The organism is Desemzia sp. FAM 23989 (assembly GCF_045528345.1).
Lineage (GTDB): Bacteria > Bacillota > Bacilli > Lactobacillales > Carnobacteriaceae > Desemzia.
Map to the genome: position 1 here is coordinate 1 of NZ_JBGQQT010000017.1, position 21,017 is coordinate 21,017.

The 21,017-nt window shown below is 36.7% G+C and carries 20 protein-coding genes and 1 pseudogene; 20 read left to right on the plus strand and 1 reads right to left on the minus strand.

The genetic code is table 11. The features are described from left to right. The 10 genes and pseudogenes from ACEN36_RS09620 to ACEN36_RS09665 all read left to right on the plus strand — a co-directional run. On the plus strand, positions 1-197 hold a 197-nt coding region (locus ACEN36_RS09620; protein ID WP_407126483.1), incomplete at its 5' end, for a transposase domain-containing protein. 91 nt (positions 198-288) lie between these two features. Further along, positions 289-453 (plus strand): annotated as a pseudogene (yidD, locus tag ACEN36_RS09625) (membrane protein insertion efficiency factor YidD); the annotation flags it as partial. 26 nt (positions 454-479) lie between these two features. After that, entirely contained in the window at positions 480-800 is a 321-nt protein-coding gene (trxA, locus tag ACEN36_RS09630) for a thioredoxin (RefSeq protein WP_407126484.1), read from the plus strand. 15 nt (positions 801-815) lie between these two features. After that, entirely contained in the window at positions 816-1,121 is a 306-nt protein-coding gene (locus ACEN36_RS09635) for a rhodanese-like domain-containing protein (RefSeq protein WP_079650811.1), read from the plus strand. After that, positions 1,121-2,773 carry an FAD-dependent oxidoreductase gene (locus tag ACEN36_RS09640; RefSeq protein ID WP_407126485.1) on the plus strand — a complete coding sequence of 551 codons (1,653 nt, stop codon included), beginning with the start codon at positions 1,121-1,123 and terminating at the stop codon, positions 2,771-2,773. The genes ACEN36_RS09635 and ACEN36_RS09640 overlap by 1 nt, the downstream gene beginning before the upstream one ends. Next, a complete protein-coding gene (locus ACEN36_RS09645; RefSeq protein WP_079650573.1) occupies positions 2,773-3,069 on the plus strand; it encodes a rhodanese-like domain-containing protein in 297 nt (98 codons plus the stop codon). Before ACEN36_RS09640 ends, ACEN36_RS09645 begins: the two co-directional genes overlap by 1 nt. Continuing rightward, a complete protein-coding gene (locus tag ACEN36_RS09650) occupies positions 3,069-3,329 on the plus strand; it encodes a metal-sensitive transcriptional regulator (protein ID WP_079650570.1) in 261 nt (86 codons plus the stop codon). Before ACEN36_RS09645 ends, ACEN36_RS09650 begins: the two co-directional genes overlap by 1 nt. Before the next feature lie 252 nt (positions 3,330-3,581). Further along, entirely contained in the window at positions 3,582-4,034 is a 453-nt protein-coding gene (locus tag ACEN36_RS09655; protein ID WP_407126486.1) for a MarR family transcriptional regulator, read from the plus strand. A 26-nt stretch (positions 4,035-4,060) separates the two neighbouring features. Continuing rightward, positions 4,061-4,591 carry a GNAT family N-acetyltransferase gene (locus ACEN36_RS09660; RefSeq protein ID WP_079650817.1) on the plus strand — a complete coding sequence of 177 codons (531 nt, stop codon included), beginning with the start codon at positions 4,061-4,063 and terminating at the stop codon, positions 4,589-4,591. A gap of 2 nt (positions 4,592-4,593) precedes the next feature. Continuing rightward, positions 4,594-5,307 (plus strand): B3/4 domain-containing protein, encoded by a 714-nt coding sequence (locus ACEN36_RS09665; protein WP_407126487.1) that lies wholly within the window; start codon positions 4,594-4,596, stop codon positions 5,305-5,307. A gap of 78 nt (positions 5,308-5,385) precedes the next feature. On the opposite strand, the gene ACEN36_RS09670 is transcribed toward ACEN36_RS09665, so the two are convergent. Then, positions 5,386-6,351 (minus strand): VOC family protein, encoded by a 966-nt coding sequence (locus tag ACEN36_RS09670; protein ID WP_407126488.1) that lies wholly within the window; start codon positions 6,349-6,351, stop codon positions 5,386-5,388. Between the two features lie 46 nt (positions 6,352-6,397). Here ACEN36_RS09670 and ACEN36_RS09675 point away from each other — a divergent pair, with 46 nt between their 5' ends. The 10 genes from ACEN36_RS09675 to pglZ all read left to right on the plus strand — a co-directional run bounded on the left by ACEN36_RS09675 (position 6,398) and on the right by pglZ (position 20,975). Then, positions 6,398-6,976 carry an alpha/beta hydrolase gene (locus tag ACEN36_RS09675; protein ID WP_407126489.1) on the plus strand — a complete coding sequence of 193 codons (579 nt, stop codon included), beginning with the start codon at positions 6,398-6,400 and terminating at the stop codon, positions 6,974-6,976. Between the two features lie 99 nt (positions 6,977-7,075). Continuing rightward, positions 7,076-7,351, plus strand: a complete 276-nt coding sequence (locus ACEN36_RS09680; RefSeq protein ID WP_407126490.1) for a hypothetical protein — start codon at positions 7,076-7,078, stop codon at positions 7,349-7,351. Positions 7,352-7,418: 67 nt separating this feature from the next. Further along, entirely contained in the window at positions 7,419-7,709 is a 291-nt protein-coding gene (locus tag ACEN36_RS09685; RefSeq protein ID WP_407126491.1) for a hypothetical protein, read from the plus strand. Between the two features lie 581 nt (positions 7,710-8,290). Beyond that, the gene (locus ACEN36_RS09690) at positions 8,291-8,431 is read left to right on the plus strand and encodes a hypothetical protein (protein WP_407102118.1); all 141 of its coding nucleotides are present in this window, start codon (positions 8,291-8,293) and stop codon (positions 8,429-8,431) included. A gap of 85 nt (positions 8,432-8,516) precedes the next feature. Continuing rightward, on the plus strand, positions 8,517-9,695 hold the full coding sequence (locus ACEN36_RS09695; protein ID WP_407126492.1) for a DUF1186 domain-containing protein: 1,179 nt from the start codon (positions 8,517-8,519) through the stop codon (positions 9,693-9,695). 288 nt (positions 9,696-9,983) lie between these two features. After that, positions 9,984-10,592 (plus strand): DUF1819 family protein, encoded by a 609-nt coding sequence (locus ACEN36_RS09700; RefSeq protein WP_407126493.1) that lies wholly within the window; start codon positions 9,984-9,986, stop codon positions 10,590-10,592. Then, a complete protein-coding gene (locus ACEN36_RS09705; protein WP_407126494.1) occupies positions 10,589-11,170 on the plus strand; it encodes a DUF1788 domain-containing protein in 582 nt (193 codons plus the stop codon). The genes ACEN36_RS09700 and ACEN36_RS09705 overlap by 4 nt, the downstream gene beginning before the upstream one ends. Before the next feature lie 21 nt (positions 11,171-11,191). Then, positions 11,192-14,851 (plus strand): BREX system P-loop protein BrxC, encoded by a 3,660-nt coding sequence (brxC, locus tag ACEN36_RS09710; protein WP_407126495.1) that lies wholly within the window; start codon positions 11,192-11,194, stop codon positions 14,849-14,851. Positions 14,852-14,862: 11 nt separating this feature from the next. Then, positions 14,863-18,405, plus strand: a complete 3,543-nt coding sequence (gene pglX, locus ACEN36_RS09715; RefSeq protein WP_407126496.1) for a BREX-1 system adenine-specific DNA-methyltransferase PglX — start codon at positions 14,863-14,865, stop codon at positions 18,403-18,405. 17 nt (positions 18,406-18,422) lie between these two features. After that, positions 18,423-20,975, plus strand: coding sequence for a BREX-1 system phosphatase PglZ type A (gene pglZ / locus ACEN36_RS09720; RefSeq protein WP_407126497.1), 2,553 nt, complete (start codon positions 18,423-18,425; stop codon positions 20,973-20,975). The last annotated feature ends 42 nt before the right edge of the window (positions 20,976-21,017 follow it).

The window sequence follows — 21,017 nt, forward strand, 5'->3', positions numbered from 1 at the left end:
GGGGCGGAAAAGCGAATGCCATCTATCTTAGTTTGGTTGAAACCTGCAAAGCAAACAAGATCGATTTTAGGCAATATCTAGAAAAGCTGATTACGGAACTTCCTGGTTTGGATTTGATCCAAAATCCGAATCTTATCAGAGACTATCTCCCATGGTCTGAGAAAATCGTTCAATCCTGCCAACCTTTAAAAGTATAGACCAAAAAGCCTGATTTCAAAATTGAAAGTAAATCAGGCTCTTTGTCGTGTCTTCCTTTTTTTCTGCAGCGTCCATTATAACGGGCTTACTTACTATCCAACTTGTTCTCATTATGCTATTGAAGCAATCGAAAAACATGGCGCAGTTAAAGGAACTTTAATGGGAACATCGCGTATTTTACGGTGTCATCCTTTTGTAAAAGGCGGACACGATCCTGTCCCAAACCATTTTTCATTAAAAAGAAACCATCACTAAAACACACATAGAGAGGAAAGAATGATATGACTGTAAAAGTAACCGATACAAGTTTGGCATCAGAAGTGAAGAAAGGCATTACGTTAGTTGATTTTTGGGCTCCTTGGTGTGGACCGTGTAAAATGCTGGGACCAGTTTTAGAAGAACTGGAAGAAGAATTTACACCAAACATCAAAATTGCTAAATTGAATATTGATGAAAACAATGAAGTAGCCAGCCAATTGGGAATCATGAGTATTCCTACAATGGTTTTATATCAAGATGGTCAGCCGATTGAAAAAATTGTCGGGTACCAACCAAAAGAAGTGTTAAAAGAGTATTTAGCAGAAAAAATAGCAGCCCATTAACTAAGGAGGAAAATCATGTTTTTCAACAGAACACCAACCATTTCGACCAACGAATTAGAGCGTCAATTATCTGATAAACCGCAGATCATTGATGTGCGTGAGCCGCAGGAGTTTCGGGCTGGTCATATTCCAGGAGCGAAAAATGTTCCATTAGGAAAAGTAGCTCGCTACACTCCAAAAGGAAAAACCTATGTCATCTGTCAATCAGGCATGCGTAGTAAAAGAGCTGCAAAAGTATTATTGAAACAAGGGCATGACGTGATCAATGTTCGCGGAGGGATGATGTCGTGGACCGGAGCTAAAAGAGGAGGCAAAAACTAATGAAAATCGTGATTATTGGAGGAGTAGCAGGAGGAATGTCCGCAGCTACTCGCTTAAGACGGTTGAATGAAACGGCAGAAATCATTGTGCTGGAAAAAGGACCGTATGTATCGTTTGCTAACTGTGGACTGCCGTATTATGTTGCGGGAGAAATCGAAGAACGTAGCGACTTGCTGGTGCAAACACCAGCAGCTCTGCAAGCGCGATTTGAATTGGATGTCCGTCCTAATAGCGAAGCAATTGCAATAAACTCAGCACAAAAAGAAGTCACTGTGCAATCAGGAGAAGCTGAATATGCATTATCTTATGACAAATTGATTCTTTCTCCTGGAGCTAAACCGTTTGTACCACCAGCTGAAGGACTAGAAGAAGCCCAAAATATCTTCACATTGCGTTCAGTACCGGATGTGGACGCTATTACTGAATTTATAGATGCTCATCAACCTAAAAAAGCGGTAGTGATTGGAGCTGGATTTATCGGTTTGGAAATGGCTGAAAGTTTGGCACACCGGGGATTAGAAGTCACCATTGTTGAAAAGGCTCCACAAGTATTGCCGCCATTTGATGAAGAAATGGCAGCTTATATTACTAAAGAATTAGAAGCGAATGGCATCAAGCTGTATACAGGACTGGCAGCTGAATCATTTGAAGAAGCTGGTAAAGTAATTGTGCTGGAAAACGGAGAGCGATTAGAAAGTGATCTTACGCTCATGTCTGTAGGTGTCAAACCAGAAACGACACTTGCTGTAGCAGCTGGTATTGAAACTGGAGTACGTGGCGGGATAGTTGTCAATGAACACTATGAAACGAATTTAAAAGACATTTACGCTGTTGGAGATGCTATTGTGGTCAGACAACAAATCAATGGCGAAGATACGATGATCGTACTAGCTTCTCCGGCAAATCGCCAAGGTAGACAAGTGGCGGATGTGATCAGCGACTTGGAACGGAAAAATAAAGGCAGTATTGGAACAGCCATCGTTCGAGTGTTTCATTTGGCAGCAGCTTCAACAGGTCTGAATGAAAGACAATTGCAAATGAACGATGAAACCTATGAAGTAGTGCATATCCAAGGAAAAAGCCATGCCGGTTATTACCCAAATGCGGGAACAATTGTATTGAAATTGTTGTTTCACCCTACTACCGGAAAGATTTTTGGCGCCCAAGCTTGTGGAGAAGACGGGGTAGACAAACGGATTGATATCTTGGCAACGGCTATCAAAGCAGGAATGACTGTCGAAGATTTGCCGGAATTAGAATTTACGTATGCACCTCCTTTTGGTTCAGCAAAAGATCCCGTGAACATGGCGGGATACGCTGCATTGAACTTGATGGAAGGGTTAAGCGATTCTGTACAATGGCATGAATTAGAAGACAAACAACAAGAAGGGTATTTGTTGTTGGATGTTCGAAATGAAAGTGAGCTTGAAAAGAATGGTCGCTTAAAAGGAGCGGTCAATATTCCTTTAGATAGTTTAAGAGAACGACTGTCAGAAGTTCCTAAAAACAAGCCGATTATTGTGAGTTGTCACAGCGGGTTGCGCAGTTATCTTGCGGAGCGAATCTTAAAGCAAAACGGCTATAAAGTGAAAAACTTAGATGGAGCGTTTGCGCTTTACTCTACAGTTAGACCAGAAAAGGTGGTAAACTAATGTATAATTCAATATCAATGCCGGAATTTGAACAAAAATGGAAAAAAGAGAACCTTCCTGTAGTAGATGTGAGAGAAATGGACGAATGGGAAAATGGACATTTAGATGGAGCTGTCCATGTTCCTTTAAGCAATCTATCAACTGCAAAAGAAACATTAGATAGAAATCAAGAGTATTATGTAATGTGTCACTCAGGAGCGCGTTCTTCCATGGCTTGCCAACAATTAGCTAAAGAAGGCTACAAAGTTACAAACGTAATGGGAGGAATTTCTGCTTGGAGAGGAGAAAGAGTGTAATGGAATACGATGCAAAAATTGTCAATCGTTTAAAACGTTCAGATGGCCAGTTACATGGTGTATTAAAAATGATTGAAGAAGAAAAGGATTGTGCGGATATCGTGACCCAATTGTCTGCGGTCCGTTCGAGTATCGATCGTGCAATCAGTTTGATTGTGGCAGAAAATTTAGTAGAATGCGTTCAAGCAAATATCAAAGATGGCCATACCGGTGAAGAAAGTATCCAACAAGCGATTCAGTTATTGATGAAGAGCAGATAAGCCGAAACCACTCATTTATAGGAATCTACAAAATCCGGTGCGGCAATAAAGCTTTATTTAAACTAGGTGTTGCTGGTTCTTGATAAGTGGAAAATAAACTAGAATAAAGACTTGGCTTCTCATTTGAGAAGCCGAGTCTTTTTTTTGAATAAAAATATTGGATAAAATACGGCATCATTATTTTTTTGTTGCAAATACAACAAAACGAGGTTAAGATAAAAACAGAAGACGAAAAATTTAGGAGATAGAAATATGACGGAAATTTTAAGGGATATCGGAGTGATCGCCAGAGCATTGGATTCAATTGCGAATATTGAGTTTAAAGAATACGATTTGACGCGTGGTCAATATTTGTATCTAGTGCGAATTGTTGAAAATCCAGGTATCATTCAAGAAAAAATGGCTGAAATGATCAAAGTAGACCGAACAACAGCAGCAAGAGCCGTTAAAAAACTAGAAGGCAATGGGTTCATCGAAAAAATGCCAGACCTTGAGAACAAAAAAATCAAAAAGCTCTACCCCACTAAAAAAGGGAAAGAAACTGCGACTATAATTCTTAAAGAAAACAGCTACTCAAACAAGGTTGCTTTAAAGGGATTCTCAAAAGAAGAATCTGAAACTATCTCGTTTCTTTTGGAAAGAGTTCGAAAGAATGTAGAAACCGATTGGGACGCTGTGAAAAAGGGACATAAGAGACAGTATTAAAATAGAGATATGAAAGGACACGAGAGATGACTGATGAAATCAAGCGATGTACACTAGAGGATTTAGCAGAGTTACAAAAGATTAGTATCGAAACGTTTAGCGATACCTTTCTGGATCAGAACGAAGCTCAAAATCTGCAGGATTATTTAAACAAAGCTTACAATAGCAATCAATTAAAAAGAGAATTAGAAAATCCACGTTCAGAGTTCTACTTCTTATACGATGGAACAGAACTTGCGGGTTACTTAAAAATCAACACAGACCAAGCGCAAACTGAAACCATACAAGAAAATGCTTTAGAAGTCGAACGAATTTACATTAAATCCAACTTTAAGAGAAAAGGATTAGGTAAAAAACTGATTTATAAAGCTCTCGAACTAGCAGAAGAATATCAAAAGACAACTATCTGGCTGGGAGTATGGGAGGAAAATCTTGGAGCGATAGTGTTTTATCAAAACCTTGGATTTGTTCAAACGGGTGCGCACTCATTTTTCATGGGGGACGATGAGCAGGTAGACTATATTATGACCAAAAGGATCCATAGAGTGGAGGGATAACGATGAAAAAAATAACAGTAGAATCTGATTTTTGGGCATTGTTTCCAGATGCTCAAATCAAGGTGTTGACGGTAAAAAATGTCCATAATCAGAACAGTGAAGAAAGTCGAGCTTATTTTACTGAGCTGCTAAAAAATGGTAAAAAAGAAGCTCAGAAATACCTGACTGAAGAGACGTTTAGCCTCAATCCAGTAGTAGCTGAATGGCGAAAAGCATTTAGTCAGTTTAAAACGAAAAAAGGAGCTCGTTCTTCGATCGAAGCTTTGTTAAAGAGGGTAAGCCAAGATAGAGATTTTACTCCGATTAATCCATTAGTGGATAGTTACAATAGTATCTCGCTAACTTATGGACTGCCTTGTGGTGGAGAAGATGTGCATTCTATCCAAGGCAACCTGCATCTTGGAAAAGCTCAAGGCGGAGAAGGGTTCCGACCTTTAGGAGCTGAAGCAGATTCACCCGCATTGCCCGAAGAAATCATCTATTACGATGATGCAGGGGCTATTTGCCGGTGTTTGAATTGGAGAGAAGCTCAACGGACAATGCTGACAGAACATACAACTGATGCGATACTGGTGATGGAGGCTATTAATTCTGTCCAAGTTCAGCGTGCAAATGAAGCTATTGCTGATTTAAAAGATCTGGTGGATACTTATTTTAAAATTGAAAGCCGCGTTTTAACTTTAACGAGAGAAAATCCTTCAGTTTCGATCTACTGAATGATTTCCATTGAACAGATAGACAAAATAAAGAAGCCTTGTTTTAAGCAAGGCTTCTTTATTTTGCCTAAACTGATTTTATTTGAACAAATTGTGCTCGATAAATGCTCTCCGCGGCTCTAAAAAGTCGGGAAGGGTTAGCGGTACATCGTCAAATTCCGCATCATCATAAGATTCAGGGGCGCTTCTATCCAAAGCGACTTCTTCAGTGGCTACTTCAATCAAGATATTATTGGGTTCTCTAAAGTAAAGTGAATAGAAAAATTCACGATTCTTGATCCCAGAATTAATAAAGTTCTTGTCGGCTACTAATGTTTCGACTGCTTGCAAAGCGTCTTTGTTTTTCACGGATAAAGCGACATGATGAGCTCCTCCGATCCCAAGAATTTCCAAAGGATTCTGTTTATCTTCTATCACGTGGATTTCTTGGTTCAAGAAGCTATCTGCTTTTGATAACACGGTTACTGGTAAATCACCTTGCATCAGGTGCTTCGTGACAGATAGATGAAAGAATTGTTCTAGAATAGTTGTTGTTGCCAAAGAATAACGCACTCTCAAATGAATCGAATCGATTCCGACGATGGCATTTTCAAGGGAGATATCAGCTGTCTCTCTACCAAAATAATCACTCGGAGAACCAGACCCTTTTAGAGGTACCAGACCTAATTGCACGCCATCATAATCTTCAAAACGCAGGATCTTAGAGTCGTTGTAATCTTCAATTTCGCAATTGAATAAACCATAGTCATTCAAGCGCTTTTCCCAAAAGTAAAGAGCCTCAACAGAAGGAACTGCAAAAACAGTTCGTTCGATTGAATTAGTGCCGAATGCTTTATCCGCACCGTTGGTCATTTGGAAAATCGTGAATTCGGTACCTGGTCTGCCTGTAGTATCCGCAAAAAATAAATGGTACATTTCTATATCATCTTGGTTTACTGTTTTTAATAGCAAATCTAATCCAAGTATATTATGATAAAATTGGAAGGATTTCTCAATGTCTCTGTTTATAACCGAAACATGATGGATAGTAGAATGATTCATCATGGTAATTTAGCACATCCTTTAAATGAATGATTGGAGAGAACTTCTTATGGAATATATTAACATACCCGCTTCAGCAAATGAATTTTTTGTGTTGTTTCATGGAACTGGAGGAAATGAATACAGTTTATTAACTGTCACTGGAGATATCGATCCCAATGCTTCTGTCATCAGTTTTCTTGGTGAAGAAGGGGCTGGAGAAACTAGAAGATTTTTCAAACCTTTAGTCAATAGACAACTGCAACGCGATGATTTCAACAAAAAAGTCGCTGCTTTTTTAACGCTTTGGGATACAGTAAAACCGACTGATGCTAAAATCACTTTTATCGGCTATTCAAATGGAGCCAACTTTGTTTTAGGGTTGCTAGGAAAACGTCCGGACATTGCGGAAAACATTGTCTTATTACACCCATCGAATTTAGAATACACTTTTGAAAAGGGCTCAAACAGCCGTATTTTTCTAACGGTTGGCGCAAATGATCCCTTGTCTGTACCTGGAGATGTGATGAAATTAGCGAAACAGTTGACTGAACAATTTCCGTCAACGGAGCTGAAAATGTTGGATAGTGGGCATGAAGTAACGCTTATTGAAGTCCGTGCTGCAGCAGAGTATCTGAAAAAAGAATAAATACACAAAAAACTTCTGCGGTTTAAGAGAAGTTTTTTTGTATTTTCAAACCTTTTACCCGGTTTACTCAAACTTCAGTTCATTTTTGCGAGGAAAATAATGTCTATACTTAAAAAGTATAAGAAATATTCATCTTCAAAAATTGCAACCATGATGATGCTGGTACCAATGGTCTTATTTGGATGTGAAGTCACTTCATCGGCAGATTCAGCGGAATCCTCTTCATCTGCTGTGACAGAGTCAACCAATACGAACGGTGAACTGCTGGATAGTAAACCTGAAGTAGCTGAAGTTGAAACCAATAATGTACCCAATCGTATCATTACGACACTGAATGGAAATCCTCAAACACAAATAGGCTTTAACATATCATAAGCCTTTGTATTCTAAATCGTATCACTCATTGCAAGATGAAGATGTTCAAAAAGTCAGAGAAAAATTTATGCAAATGATTGACGAATTAGATGTGGATTTAGCGTTGCAAGGTCATGACCTTGTAGTTTCTAGAACCAAATCACTGAATTTTGTGCCGACAGAAGAAAACTTCTCTAATGCGACTGTGGATCAAGCGGAAGTTGTATTAAATGAAAGCAATGTTGAATATTACAGAAATCTTTCAGGAACAGTATTTGTTTTGCCAAATACAGGCGGAACAAAAGCGTATGACGAGCTTTATGGCAAATCATTGGAGCATATCCATGAAGTAAGACCGAATTTAGAGTGGATGACTTAAGAAAATCTAGACTACTACAACAATTTATTTGCTCACGGAACTCAACCGCAAAAAGATGTTGTTTTCGCAAATTCACATTCCAATAATCGTGATTCTACGATCCAAAACTTTGCCGTATACAATGTAGCTGGAAATGAACTGACGGTAGAAATTTACCAAGTCTATGGTGATCTGCAAGAAGATGAAGAACGTGCAGTGGAAAAAGTGCATGAGTTTAGGATTGTGAAAGACTAAATTGGCAAATTGAAAAAGTTGTCTCAAAATAAATTTCTGGTGAGGTTTTTTTGCTGTGTTCACATAAGAGATTATTTAGGGATAGAAGCTATCTACAGGTTGATTCCGTCATGTGGTGGAATCTGAAGTTGGAGGTGAATATTTACTATATTGCAGAAATAGATTTTTTTCTGTCTTTTCTGAACAAATCAGCAAATTAATATAGTAAAATTCAGACTGAGTTGATATTATTTTAGCAGAAAAAGATACGAAAATAGGCTATAATTCTAATAGAGAAAAAAGAGTTGGATAAGCTGAAATCAATCATTATGCAACAACTGTTTTTTTATAAAAGGGAGAGAAAGAGCATGGAAAAAGAAGAAATTAATTACGATCAAGATGAAATTTTTTATTTTATTGCCGGTTATACAAGTAATGGTATTCCGTATGGGATAACTTGGGAACAAGCAGAAGAAGAAGGACTAATAGAACCAGAACAAAATAACTAGGAAAAGCTTCAGTATCAGTAAACTAACTGCTGGAAAAGAATTATTGATAACTTAAAGTCTATACTATATCAAAAGAGAGGTGCTTATGATAGCAAATGAAGGGCTGAAAGACATTATATTAGATGTTGTAGACAATCAATTGAAGATGGAAGAACCAAAGTGTACAACTGAAACTTTCGAACGTCTTATTATTTCAGGATATACCGAGCATGAAGCAAAAGAGCAGATTGCTGAGGTTTTGCTAGAAGAAATATACGTTAATTTAAAAAGGGGGAAAGAGCAGTTTGATGAAGAAAAGCTTAGAAATCAGTTAAACCGTATAGAGGGTAAAGAGGAACCAAATCGAGCTCCTACCGAATCTTCAAAAAAAGCAGTCACTGAAATAATAAAGCAAATTGAATATATTGCTGACAGAGCTTTCCCTGAAGAAGAACTGAAAGAAATAATTGCTAGAAAAGAAGAAGCTATTCCTGTGTTGATGGATACCCTTAAGAGAGCAGCAAATGATCCAGAAACCTATTCTTCTGATAAAGACTATGTGGGGCATATTTATGCTATTTATCTGTTAGCTCAATTTAAAGTAACAGCAGTTTATCCAATTGTGGTTGAATTATTCAGTCTGCCAGATGAAATACCGCACGATTTATTTGGAGATACGATAGTTGAGGATGGGGGCAGAATCTTAGCTTCCATTTGCGGAAATGATTTAGAACCTATCAAAGAATTGATCGAAAATGAAAAAATTGATGAGTATGTCCGAGCTGAAGCTATACAAGCATTAGCTGTCTTGGCGTTAAATAATAATATCCGACGAGAAGAAGTCATTGCTTATTATAGAGAACTCTTTAACAAGATAGAGAATATGACTATACTAACGCTGTTAATATCTACTGTTACTGATATTTATCCAGGAGAACTGTATGAGGAGATAAAAAAAGCTTTTAAGGATGAAAAAGTAGACACTTTTCTAATTGATTTAAAATTCGTAGATATGATGATGAACTATGGGAAGTCAGAAGTATTAACTATGGCTACAGAAAATAAACAGTTGCAAATGATTGAGGATACTATTAGTGAATTGAAACACTGGGCAATGTTTAAACAAGAATCTGGAGAAGAATTTCTGGATTTGCTTGATTTCGCTATTCCACTGCCGAAAAATCCATTGAATCATAAAACAATTGTAAATGAAGTGAAAGTAGGTCGTAATGATCCTTGTCCATGCGGCAGCGGCAAAAAGTATAAGAAATGCTGTGGGAGATAAGAGGATAAGAGGAGAAAGATGCTCCAATGATTTAAAAGGGCCTTATCAGGATTTATGCCTGATGAGGCTCTTTTCGTTTATAACAGTAATGTTGCTAAACTAACAAACTGTGTTATATAGAGGGATGTTTTAAACTTAAAAGGGCTATTGTTTTAGGTTTGAATTTCTATTTTCTAAACTGTGAAAAATACATGAGTAAATCGCTAGGAAAATCCAATAATGCATTTTATGACTTAATTCTAAATGCTATAATGGAAATAACGACATTATTAGGAAAAGAGAGGAAAAATGACGACAAAAAAGTATCTTACAACATTGAACACCCGTCCTTTTTTGTATAAAGAAACAAAAGAAATAGCTGGATTAATAGTTCAAGGAATAGCTACAGAAGAAATCAGAAAAATGGTTCTTCAGGAAAACCTTTTCCAGTTAGCAAGTAATGATAGAGCAATCAAGTTTTTAAATGAAATTCTGAAACGATTAAAAGAACTAGATATTTTTTTGATGGATCATTTTATTGAGTCTGATCCTTCTACTAGTAAAGCTATTTTATTATACGCTCTTTTGAAAAAAGATCAGCTGTTTTATGAGTGGATGCGCGAAGTAGCATGGGATAAATTAATCATCATTGAATGGCATCTTACCACAAAGGAAACAATGGCTTTTTTTGAAACCAAATCTGAACAAAATGAAGTCATTAAAAATTGGGGAGAGGCCACTAAAAAACGTTTAGCAAGTGCTTATCATAAAACACTAGTAGACGCTGAATATGCAGTGTTTACTGATGAAGGGCTACAGTTGCAACCTCTTATCGTTAGTCCGAGTGTTCGGGATTATTTAAAAGAAAACAAAGAAAAAAACATCGTAGAAATTTTGTTAGGAGAGTCTTTAGGATGAGACCAATAAATGTACGACTGGACGAATTAAAAGATAAACTTGTAGAACCGAAATTGCTGAGTAACAAAGGTCTGGGAAACGAAGTTGGATTTTATGTATTTGATTACGAACCAGAGCAAGAGCTAGTTGTACGAGAATCTATACCAGATATCAAAAAATATATTGAACGTGAAAATCCAGAAGCTAAGATACAAGTATTTGATCTCTATGATATTGTATTGGAATTTTTTGAACAAAAAGGCTATATGGAAAAGAATTTTAAAATGGAAGAACAAAAAGGCAGTGAATTTTTGTTCGATAAAATGAAAAAAGCTATGCGAATTGCTACTGAAAGGGATTGGATTATTCAGTATATTACGGAACACCTGGATGAAGAAGCGATGGTGTTTATTACAGGAGTCGGCAAGGCATTTCCTTTGATTCGCTCGCATACTGTTTTGAATAATCTACAGACAGTTGTAGAGAAAAAGCCCTTGATTTTGTTTTATCCTGGAAAGTATGAAGAGGGAAGCTTGAAATTATTTTCTCGTTTATTAGATGATCATTATTATCGAGCGTTTAAGCTTATTGAAAATTAAGAGAGCAATGGAGGGAATGGAATGAAGATCCAAGAGTTATTCAAAAAAGACATTAACCGCGAGATTCAAGGAGTTATCAAAATTGGACAAAAAGAGAAAGAAAATATTCGTCAAGAATTAGAAGAATATGTCGTGACGGAAGAACTGGCAAACCATTTTGAAACGTTTTTCAATGCCTATATGCGTGCTTATGATAGACCGACGGATAAGGTAGGAGTCTGGATTTCTGGTTTCTTTGGTTCTGGTAAATCACACTTTTTAAAGATTCTATCTTACTTATTAAGTTCTACTGTAGAGCTAGACGGTAAAAAAGCTGTGTCGTATTTTGAAGAGAAAATACATAATCCATCTGTTTTAGAAAATATGAAACGCGTGTCTGAATCACCTAGTGAAGTGGTGTTATTCAATATTGACTCAAAAGCAGAATCAGATACCAAACAAAATAAAACAGCTATCGTAAAAGTTTTTAATAAAGTTTTTGACGAAATGCGCGGTTTTTCAGCTAGTATTCCTTGGCTGGCACAATTGGAAGAAACATTAGAAAAAAATGGAACGTATGCAGATTTTCAACGTCATTTTGAAGAAGAGACAGGGTTTACTTGGTCTGAAGGACGAGATGAACTGTACTATAACATGGACGAGACCATTACAGCTTTATCTAAAGCTACGAATATGTCAGAGGAAAGCGCTCGAAGCTGGATTGAAAACGGCGAAAACAATTACTCCATTTCAGTAGACAGTTTTGCTCAAAGATTGAAAGAATATGTTGATACAAAAGAAGATGATTTTCGATTGATATTTGCTGCGGATGAAGTGGGCCAGTTTATTTCTGGAAGTACACAATTGATGTTGAATCTACAAACTGTAGTAGAGGATCTAGGGAAATATTGCCATGGAAAAGTTTGGGTGTTAGTCACTTCTCAACAAGACATCGATAGTTTAAGAGAAGACCTATCGACAACTGACTTTTCTAAAATCCAAGGTCGTTTTAATACACGTGTCAGTTTAAGCAGTGCGAATGCGGATGAAGTTATTAAGATTCGTTTACTCGATAAGAGAGAAGCGGCATTTGATTCTCTAACTTTAACGTATGATGAACATGAAGCAGCGTTAAAAAACAAAATGGAATTTGAAAATACTGCTACTATGCGTTTTTATAAAGACAGAGAAGACTTTGCTCGTGTATACCCATTTGTGCCTTATCAATTCAATTTGCTGCAAAAAGTTTTTACAGGAATTCGTGAACACGGTTCTGCTGGGAAACACTTGTCTGATGGAGAAAGAAACTTATTGGAATCTGTCCAACAAGCAACTATCCAATACCAAGAAGACAGTATTGGGAAATTGATTCCATTTTATACGTTTTACGAAAATATTGACCAAGCACTAGAACATTCTGTACGCTCAACTATTATTAAAGCCAACCAAAATGAATCGTTGGAAAGTTTTGACGTGAATGTACTAAAATTGCTTTTTTTAATTCGATATGTAGATGAAATGCCTGGAACCATCAAAAATATGACCACTTTAATGATTTCAGAATTGGAAGAAGACACACTAGAACTAGGAAAACGTATCAATAAATCACTGAATTTATTGGAAAGAGAATTTTTGATCCAACGTATTGGAAATAAATATCTCTTCTTAACGAATGAGGAACAAGATGTGAATCGAGAAATCAGTCGGATTCAAATTCCGACTTCTGAACTAGTTCATGAGGCTGGGAAAACCTTGGTAGATGAGATACTAAATCTCAAGAAATACACATATAAACCATTCCAAGATCGTCCAAATATTCAATACTTAATGGAGGTTTCTCAATGGATTGATGATCGAGCATTGCGCAACGCGCCTATTGATTTGGGTATTCGCTTTGTGACGATCCATTCCGAGTATACAGAAGAACCTGAAGTGATTGCTTTGTCGCAACGCGAACCAAAAGTAGTAGTCCAATTGCCGCAAGATGAAAGCTTTAAAGATTTAGAGTATTACTTAAAAATCACTCAATACTTACGGAACCAATCCGCAAAAACCAAAACACCTATTGTTCAAGAAATCAATGATCGAAAGACCAATGAACGTGGACAAATCCAACAAGTATTCAAATCGAAATTGCAGTCTGCTGTTGAAGAAGCGGTTATTTATGTGAACGGATATAAAGTAGAAACAACAGGTTCACCATTGAAACGGATGGAAGAAGGTCTTCGTGTTTTAGTGGAGTCTACTTATCCTAAAATGAATTATATGGAAAAATCCTACACCAAAGAAATGATTGAAAAACTGATTGAAGATCGCGAAATGGGCTTGTTAGAAGATCAATACGATGATGAAAACAGTATGGCCACACAAGAAATGGAACGTTATTTAGATATCCAAAAAGAACGCAATATGGTTATTACGTTACGAGAACTGATGGAACGCTATCAAAATGAACCGTATGGTTGGAAAGACCTGGATATCCAGGCTAGTTTAATTCGATTAATCCGTGAAGAAAAAGTTGTTTTCACTTTAAACAGCCGGAAAATGGATGTTCAAGAATCAGACTTTATGAAGCAAATCCAAAAGAGAGATACGCAAGAACGCATTGTGGTTATAAAACGTAAAGTATTGGATTCTCGTATCATTGATAAAGTCAAACGTCTAACGAAAGAGTTATTTAGTATTACGGCTATTGGTGAAAAAGAAGAAGAGATGTATGCATCGATTGCTGATCGTTTCAGTAAAGAACAAAAAGACTTGGATCTTCTAAAAGAACGTTATCGCTATAACGCGTTTCCAGATCAAAAGTTGGTCGAACAAGGGCTAAAAGAAATCACTAGTCTGTTGAACATTAAAGATTCTAGTGAATTCTTAACTTATTTAGCTGAAAAAGGCCAAGTCATACTGGATACTTTTGATGATCTACATGATGTAAAAGACTTTTTCAACTCCAATAAAAAAAATATCTATATCAATGCTAAAGAAAAATATAAGTTGTATGAGGAAGACCGCAATTATTTGAATAATGAAGAAATTGACCACATTATGAAACAAGTGAGCGATATTCTTAAAATGGCTCGTCCATATGGCAAAATCAGACAGTTGAATGATCTGATTGATCAATTTAATAATGAGTTGAGTCAACATCTGGAAAATGTAGCTGTTCCTATTCAAGAGTTGATTGAACAAGATCAACAAGACATTGAAAGAGAATTGACTCAGTTAAACGGCTTTGTGGAACACGATAAAATCCAACGCAACTATCAATTCAAATTGGATGATTTGCAACAAAAGGTAACGAATGCTAATACGGTCGGAAAATTGCGTTCGTATAAAGATGAAAGCAAAGAAATCAAATTGATGATCATGCGTCAAATTGAGGACGCCAAACAAGCCATTGCTAAGAAACAGGAAATAGAACGTCAAAGAAGAGAAGAAGCAGAAAAACGAGCTAAAGAGAATGGACAAACAGGTAGTGGCAATTCTGGGACGCAACCGGAGCCTAAAATCATTGACCCTATTCCTCCAGCACCAGAGAAAGTAATCAAACAAGAAAAAACATTGGTGATGGGAAAAGAGGAAATATTGCCGCGCCGAATGGTTGAGTTGCGCACGGAAGAAGACATTGAACACTACCTTAAAACGGTTAGACAAAGCTTATTGGAACAGCTTGGTGAGGTAGACGTTATCAAGTTAACGTAAAGGGGATAAACATGAACAAGACAGCGTTGCGAAAATTCGCAGTACAATCCAGAAAGAAATTAGTAGATGCCGTTAAGCAAAAGGCTTATACATTTGGCATAACCGAAAAAGGAACAACTCCTATTCAAGAACTTCAAGACGGATTGATTATTAACGGAACTGTTTTAGGGGAGACAGAACTGAAACAATATACACATTTAAAAAACCGTATTGTTTCAGAAGGCTACAATGCTGTGATGGAGGAAGCTGCTTACACTTGGTTCAACCGTTTTGTGGCGCTTCGGTATATGGAAGTGAATGACTTCTTACCGATCCATATGCGTATCCTATCTTCAGAACAACCTGGTAAAACGGAACCAGATGCATTGACCAACGTTCTTGAATTGGCGGATGAATTAAATTTAAATCGTGAACGGATTTACCAACTTCAAGATGATAATAAATCTAACAATTTATACCAATACCTGCTGGTAAAACAAAGCAATAAATTAGGGGAAATCATTCCGAATGTATTTGAACCCATTTCAGATGACATAGCCCTTCTTTTACCGGATTATTTATTGAATGAAAATAGTATTATCCGAGATGTCGTGACGATGATTAATGAAGAAGATTGGACAAATGTCGAAATCGTAGGTTGGTTGTATCAGTTTTACATTTCAGAACAAAAAGATGAAGTCTTCTCCAACTTAAAAAAGAACCAAAAAATCGGCAAAGAAGATATCGGACCTGCCACACAATTATTTACACCGCGTTGGATAGTGGAATATATGGTAGATAACTCTTTAGGACGTTTATGGTTGGAGTCTCATCCAGATGAAAAGTTACAAGAATCACTCGAGTATTATTTAGAAGATGCAGAACAAACGGAAGAAGTTAAAGCAGAATTAGACAGCTTAAAAGATCCAAACTTAGATGTGGAAGCCATCAAGTTTCTTGATCCAAGTTGTGGTTCGGGGCACATTTTGGTTTATGCTTTTGATTTGTTCTACAAATTGTATTTATCAAGAGGGTATTTGGAACGAGAAATCCCTCAATTGATTTTAGAAAATAACTTGTATGGTTTGGATATTGATAAAAGAGCTGCTCAGTTGGCCACATTCGCTGTAGTTATGAAAGCTCGTGAATACGATCGGCGTTTATTTAGCCGAGAGTACACTGTTCACGTTCACAGTATTGAAGAAAGCAACAGTATCACTCAAGAAGACATCCACTTATTTGCTAGAGAGAATGAAGAAGTTAAAAAAGCAACAAAAATCTTAGTTGAAACTTTCAATGATGCCAAATTATATGGGTCTATTATTCAAGTTCCAGAAATAGATGTAGATAGTATCGAAAAGCAAATGGCTTTTATTCGTAATGAAGCAGACCTAGATATCTTTACGACTGAATTAGTAGAATATACTTTGCCTTTGTTGGAAGATTTAATTCATCAGTATAGAATACTGGCTAGTCAATATGAGGTGGTGGTTACGAATCCACCATATATGGGATCCAAAGGAATGGATTCAAAGCTCTCTAAATATGTGAAAAAACACTATCCAGAAGAAAAAAGTGACTTATTTGCGGTGTTTATGGAAGTAACAAGAAATCTTACAAGAGAAAATTATTTTACTGCGACTATTAACCAGCATTCTTGGATGTTTCTATCGTCTTATGAAAAACTGAGAAATAAACTTTTGAACACGCAAACTATAGTCAATATGATCCATTTAGGTACAAGAACTTTTGAGGAAATTGGTGGGGAAGTTGTTCGAAATACTTCTTTTGTACTAAGGAAATATGAACTTTCGAATTATAGTGCAAAATACATTCGAATGACAGATATAAATAATGCAGAAATGAAAAGAAAATCCTTTAGAAATTTAAATTTATATTACCTTAGTTCAAAGAATAAATTTAGCAAAATTCCAGGAAAACCTATTACGTATTGGGCGCCTAATCATATTCTAGATGCATTTAATGATATGGAGTTACTTAAAAGTAGTGCTGATGTAGTTAAAGGTCTAGACACTTGTGACAATGAACTTTATTTAAGACATTGGAGCGAAGTTAATATAAATGATATAGGTTTCCTTATTGATGATAATAATAATACTTTTAATCATAAATGGTACCCTTATAATAAGGGAGGCGGATATAGAAAATGGTACGGTAATATCAGTATGATAGTTAATTGGGAAAATAATGGAACTGTTTTGAGAAATTTAAGAACTAAAAGTGGAAAGATGAAAGCGAGGCCACAAAACACTAAATTTTATTTTAAAGAAGGACTCACATTTTCTTCGATTTCAAGTAAATCTTTATCTGTGAGATATATGGAGAATGCAATATTCGGAGGAGGAGGCTCGGGACTGTTTCCGACTAATAAGGAAAATAATTATAGTTATTTAGCTTTTTTGAATTCTTCAGTATCTAGTTATTTCATTAAAATTCTTAATGGAACTATGAATTTCCTTGTTGGAGATTTATTAAGAATTCCAGTTCCTAGTAAACATAATGAAGTAATTATAAAAAGTAAGGATAACATAGAAATTTCAAAAAAGGATTGGGATTCTTTTGAAATCTCTTGGGATTTTGAGCAACACCCATTTCTTACATTTAAGGAGAACACTTATTCTATTAGTGCTAGTTTTTTTAACTGGGAAAAAGAGGCTAGAAACCGCTTTTGGCAATTAAAAACTAAAGAAATGGAACTAAATCATATCTTTATTGATATGTATGAGTTACAAGATGAATTGGTTCCAGAAGTAGATGACGAAGATATCAAAATTCGTAAAGCAGATAAAGAACGCGACGCAAAGAGCTTCTTATCTTACTTAGTAGGCTTAATGTTCGGCCGTTACTCTCTAGATAAAAAAGGATTAGCATATGCTGGCGGAGAATGGGATAGTTCTGCTTATACTCAGTATCAACCAGATGAAGATAATATTCTTACGGTTACAGAAGAATCTATATTTGAAGATGATATTGTTAGAAAAATAGAAGAATTGGTTGCTTTGATCTATAGTGAAGAGACATTGGAAGAAAACTTATTGTTTATTGCGGAAGCTTTGAATAAGAAAGATAATGAAAGCTCAAGAGAACGTATAAGGCGCTACTTCCGTAAAGAATTCTATAAAGATCACTTGCAAATTTATCAAAAACGACCGATTTATTGGCAATTCTCAAGCGGCAAACGTGGAGCTTTCCAAGGATTGATGTATTTGCATCGCTATGATCGAGACACAATAGCGCGTTTGCGGACTGATTATGTGTTGAAAGAAAGTAAAGTCATAGATAATCTCATTACATTAGAGCAGCATGTCATGGATGACGAATCCAGTTCTAAATCTCAAAAAGCACAAGCGCAAAAAGCGGTTGAAAACTATTTGAAAGATAAAGAAGAAATTGTTCAATATGCAGAACTATTAGATCACGTCGCTAAACAACGAATTGAGTTGGATCTAGACGATGGCGTAAAAGTGAATTATGAGAAATTCCAAAATATTGAAGCTGTTCAAGATAAAATGGGTAAAGTAGTGAAACGAAACATTTTTGAAAAACTGAAATAGAAAGGAGGACGTATCTGATGTCAAAAGATATTGAACAACGGATCAAGAGTTATTTCCAGTCTCCTCTAAAAGAAGGGGAGCAACGGAAGATTCTTTATTTATTTGATGAAGAACAGACTTATTTGGAGACGATCAATGAGTTGAGTAGAAAAACTGAACTATTCAAAGTGTTAGAAGTCTATCCAACGAATTATTTTTATGTCCAATATCAAATCGAGCGAAAATTGACGGATGATCATCTCTTTTTATATTATTCAATGCAAGAACCTTCTATCCAAGAGAATCCTTTGCTGGATGTTTTGCTGTATAGCAAAGAATTAAAAGTGGACCAAGAAAGCCAACTTTATTTAACAATCGGCATCAATCCTGATGAAACTGAGCTGAAAGAAGTAGTCGAAACTTATCCGGTATTCTTTCGTTCAAAAGAAAGAATACAGCGGTTTAAGCGTATCTTTCATTTAAGTCCATTTCGGACAAAAGAAGCGGTAGAATACAGTATATTGGCAGCTTTAGTGAGAGCAGCTTCACCCGACTGGATGGCTGTTTTGATCGAGTTATTTGAGGAAGAAACCGATAGTAAAGAGACCAAATGGGATGCTGTAGTGAAATTCGGTAATGCAGAGCGCTTCTGGGAGTTAGTCGAGAATCTTGTTGGTTATAGCCAAGAAACGAGCGTCTCAGGTCAGCGGTCTATTAAAGAGTTAATGCATCAAGTATTTTTGACTCATTTAGATATAGAGTTAGAAGGGGACAGCCCTAGTGCTGTGAAAAAATATTTGCTGCCGAAAGCTAACCCTATTATGGTCTTTTTAAACCAATGGATGAACGCGCGCGACAAGGAAGAGTCTTACGTAAAAGTGGCTAATGCGATTCAAGATGATTTTACGATGGATAAATTATTCGAAGGAACACCTAGCACTGTATTGGCTCAACCAGAGACTTTCCAGTGGTTTGACCAAGCCTTTATCCATCAAATGATTGCTTCTGTCAGCAGCGGCGTGATCGATACCGAACGGCAAGCTCATCTTCTTTCAAAAAGACGCAACACTTTTTGGTATCCACGTTTCAGAGACATGTATCATTTCTTACATTGGGCAATCCGTTTGGTACATTATATGGAGCAGTTTACAGAATCTTTTACACGATTAACACAGGCAGAAGAGGTATGGGATCATTACTACCAGCACATGTATCATGTTGATCAAGCTTATAGGAAACTGTATACCTATTACGATCAGTTAGACAACGAATGGAAAGAGGCTGCGTCTGAATTGCAATCGCAAATGGAACGAGTGTATACCCATCAATTTCTGTCTGTCTTTTCTGAAAAATGGGATCGGCTGTATACGAATAACCAGTCGTTTTCCAATCAAAAATTGCAAAGCACTTTCTTCTCCACAGAAGTACAACCATTTGTAGAAAATGATCGAAGAGTCTTTGTCATTATTTCAGACGGGTTAAGGTATGAAGCGGGTAAAGAGCTCTTCTTGAATTTGACGAAAGAAAAACGATTCAACGGAGAAATCGATTGGATCCAGACAGAGCTGCCTTCTATTACAGCAGTCGGAATGGCCAGCTTATTGCCACACAAGAAAGTTCAACTAATGGAAAATGGCGAAGCTTTGGTGGACGGCAGATTGACTAGTGGAATAGCAAACAGAGAAGCTATTCTTAAAGAAAACGGACATCCAGACTCTATTGCCGTTCAAGCAGATCAATTGAACCAAATGAATCAAGCAGAACTGAGAAATCTAGTAGCAGGTAAAAAAGTTGTCTACATTTACCATAATAGAGTAGATGCTATTGGAGATCATCGACCAACTGAACATGGAGTCTTTCAAGCGACTGAAGAATCCATTGATCAAATCAAGCGTCTCATGAGTCGTTTGACAGTTGAAGTGAGCGCCAGCCAATTTTTAGTGACAGCAGATCATGGGTATTTGTATACGCGAAGTTCAGTGCAACCGACTGAAAAAGTAGTCGTAGAAAAAGACATAGATGCTTGGATAAAAAATAAACGGTTTATCTTATCTGAAAAGTCCGTAGAAGAGTACAGCAGCTTGAGCTTTCAGTTATCTGAACGGTTAGAGACGGAGGGCTACGTTACGGTTCCAAGAGGCATGAATCGATTTGCGTTACAAGGCGGCGGCTACCAATACGTTCACGGAGGTCATTTGCCTCAAGAAATGATGGTCCCATTGTTGCGTATCAAGACGGAGCGAGGACGGAATGAAATTCCAGAAGTTGGAGTAGCGTTAGTAAGCCAAACTCGTACCATTACCAATTCAGTTGTTTGGTTGAATTTCTTACAACTTGAACCAATCAGTGAAGCGAAAAAAGAAAAACGATTGAACTTGTACTTCGAAGACAGCAAAGGAAGAAAAATTTCCAATGAAGTCACACTGATCGCTGATAGCGAAAACGGGTCAAGCGAAGATCGTGTATTTAATGAAAAATTTGTGCTGCTAAGCAACAATTATCAAGTAAGCCAAACCTATTATTTTGTTATGGAAAATGCAAATGACAAAACAGAGATCACTAAAGAGATATTTAAAATTGATATTGTATAAAAGCAAAAAATGCACGGCTCCTACTTTATTGGGAGACCGTGC

What these genes read in the sequence shown, in the direction of transcription:
- ACEN36_RS09660 (WP_079650817.1), top strand. Translation starts at nt 4,061, where the DNA reads ATGACTGATGAAATCAAGCGATGTACACTAGAGGATTTAGCAGAGTTA.
- ACEN36_RS09665 (WP_407126487.1), top strand. Translation starts at nt 4,594, where the DNA reads ATGAAAAAAATAACAGTAGAATCTGATTTTTGGGCATTGTTTCCAGAT.
- ACEN36_RS09670 (WP_407126488.1), bottom strand. Translation starts at nt 6,351, where the DNA reads ATGATGAATCATTCTACTATCCATCATGTTTCGGTTATAAACAGAGAC.
- pglX (WP_407126496.1), top strand. Translation starts at nt 14,863, where the DNA reads ATGAACAAGACAGCGTTGCGAAAATTCGCAGTACAATCCAGAAAGAAA.
- ACEN36_RS09680 (WP_407126490.1), top strand. Translation starts at nt 7,076, where the DNA reads ATGTCTATACTTAAAAAGTATAAGAAATATTCATCTTCAAAAATTGCA.
- trxA (WP_407126484.1), top strand. Translation starts at nt 480, where the DNA reads ATGACTGTAAAAGTAACCGATACAAGTTTGGCATCAGAAGTGAAGAAA.
- ACEN36_RS09695 (WP_407126492.1), top strand. Translation starts at nt 8,517, where the DNA reads ATGATAGCAAATGAAGGGCTGAAAGACATTATATTAGATGTTGTAGAC.
- pglZ (WP_407126497.1), top strand. Translation starts at nt 18,423, where the DNA reads ATGTCAAAAGATATTGAACAACGGATCAAGAGTTATTTCCAGTCTCCT.
- ACEN36_RS09650 (WP_079650570.1), top strand. Translation starts at nt 3,069, where the DNA reads ATGGAATACGATGCAAAAATTGTCAATCGTTTAAAACGTTCAGATGGC.
- ACEN36_RS09640 (WP_407126485.1), top strand. Translation starts at nt 1,121, where the DNA reads ATGAAAATCGTGATTATTGGAGGAGTAGCAGGAGGAATGTCCGCAGCT.
- ACEN36_RS09675 (WP_407126489.1), top strand. Translation starts at nt 6,398, where the DNA reads ATGGAATATATTAACATACCCGCTTCAGCAAATGAATTTTTTGTGTTG.
- ACEN36_RS09705 (WP_407126494.1), top strand. Translation starts at nt 10,589, where the DNA reads ATGAGACCAATAAATGTACGACTGGACGAATTAAAAGATAAACTTGTA.
- brxC (WP_407126495.1), top strand. Translation starts at nt 11,192, where the DNA reads ATGAAGATCCAAGAGTTATTCAAAAAAGACATTAACCGCGAGATTCAA.
- ACEN36_RS09655 (WP_407126486.1), top strand. Translation starts at nt 3,582, where the DNA reads ATGACGGAAATTTTAAGGGATATCGGAGTGATCGCCAGAGCATTGGAT.
- ACEN36_RS09690 (WP_407102118.1), top strand. Translation starts at nt 8,291, where the DNA reads ATGGAAAAAGAAGAAATTAATTACGATCAAGATGAAATTTTTTATTTT.
- ACEN36_RS09700 (WP_407126493.1), top strand. Translation starts at nt 9,984, where the DNA reads ATGACGACAAAAAAGTATCTTACAACATTGAACACCCGTCCTTTTTTG.
- ACEN36_RS09645 (WP_079650573.1), top strand. Translation starts at nt 2,773, where the DNA reads ATGTATAATTCAATATCAATGCCGGAATTTGAACAAAAATGGAAAAAA.
- ACEN36_RS09635 (WP_079650811.1), top strand. Translation starts at nt 816, where the DNA reads ATGTTTTTCAACAGAACACCAACCATTTCGACCAACGAATTAGAGCGT.
- ACEN36_RS09685 (WP_407126491.1), top strand. Translation starts at nt 7,419, where the DNA reads ATGCAAATGATTGACGAATTAGATGTGGATTTAGCGTTGCAAGGTCAT.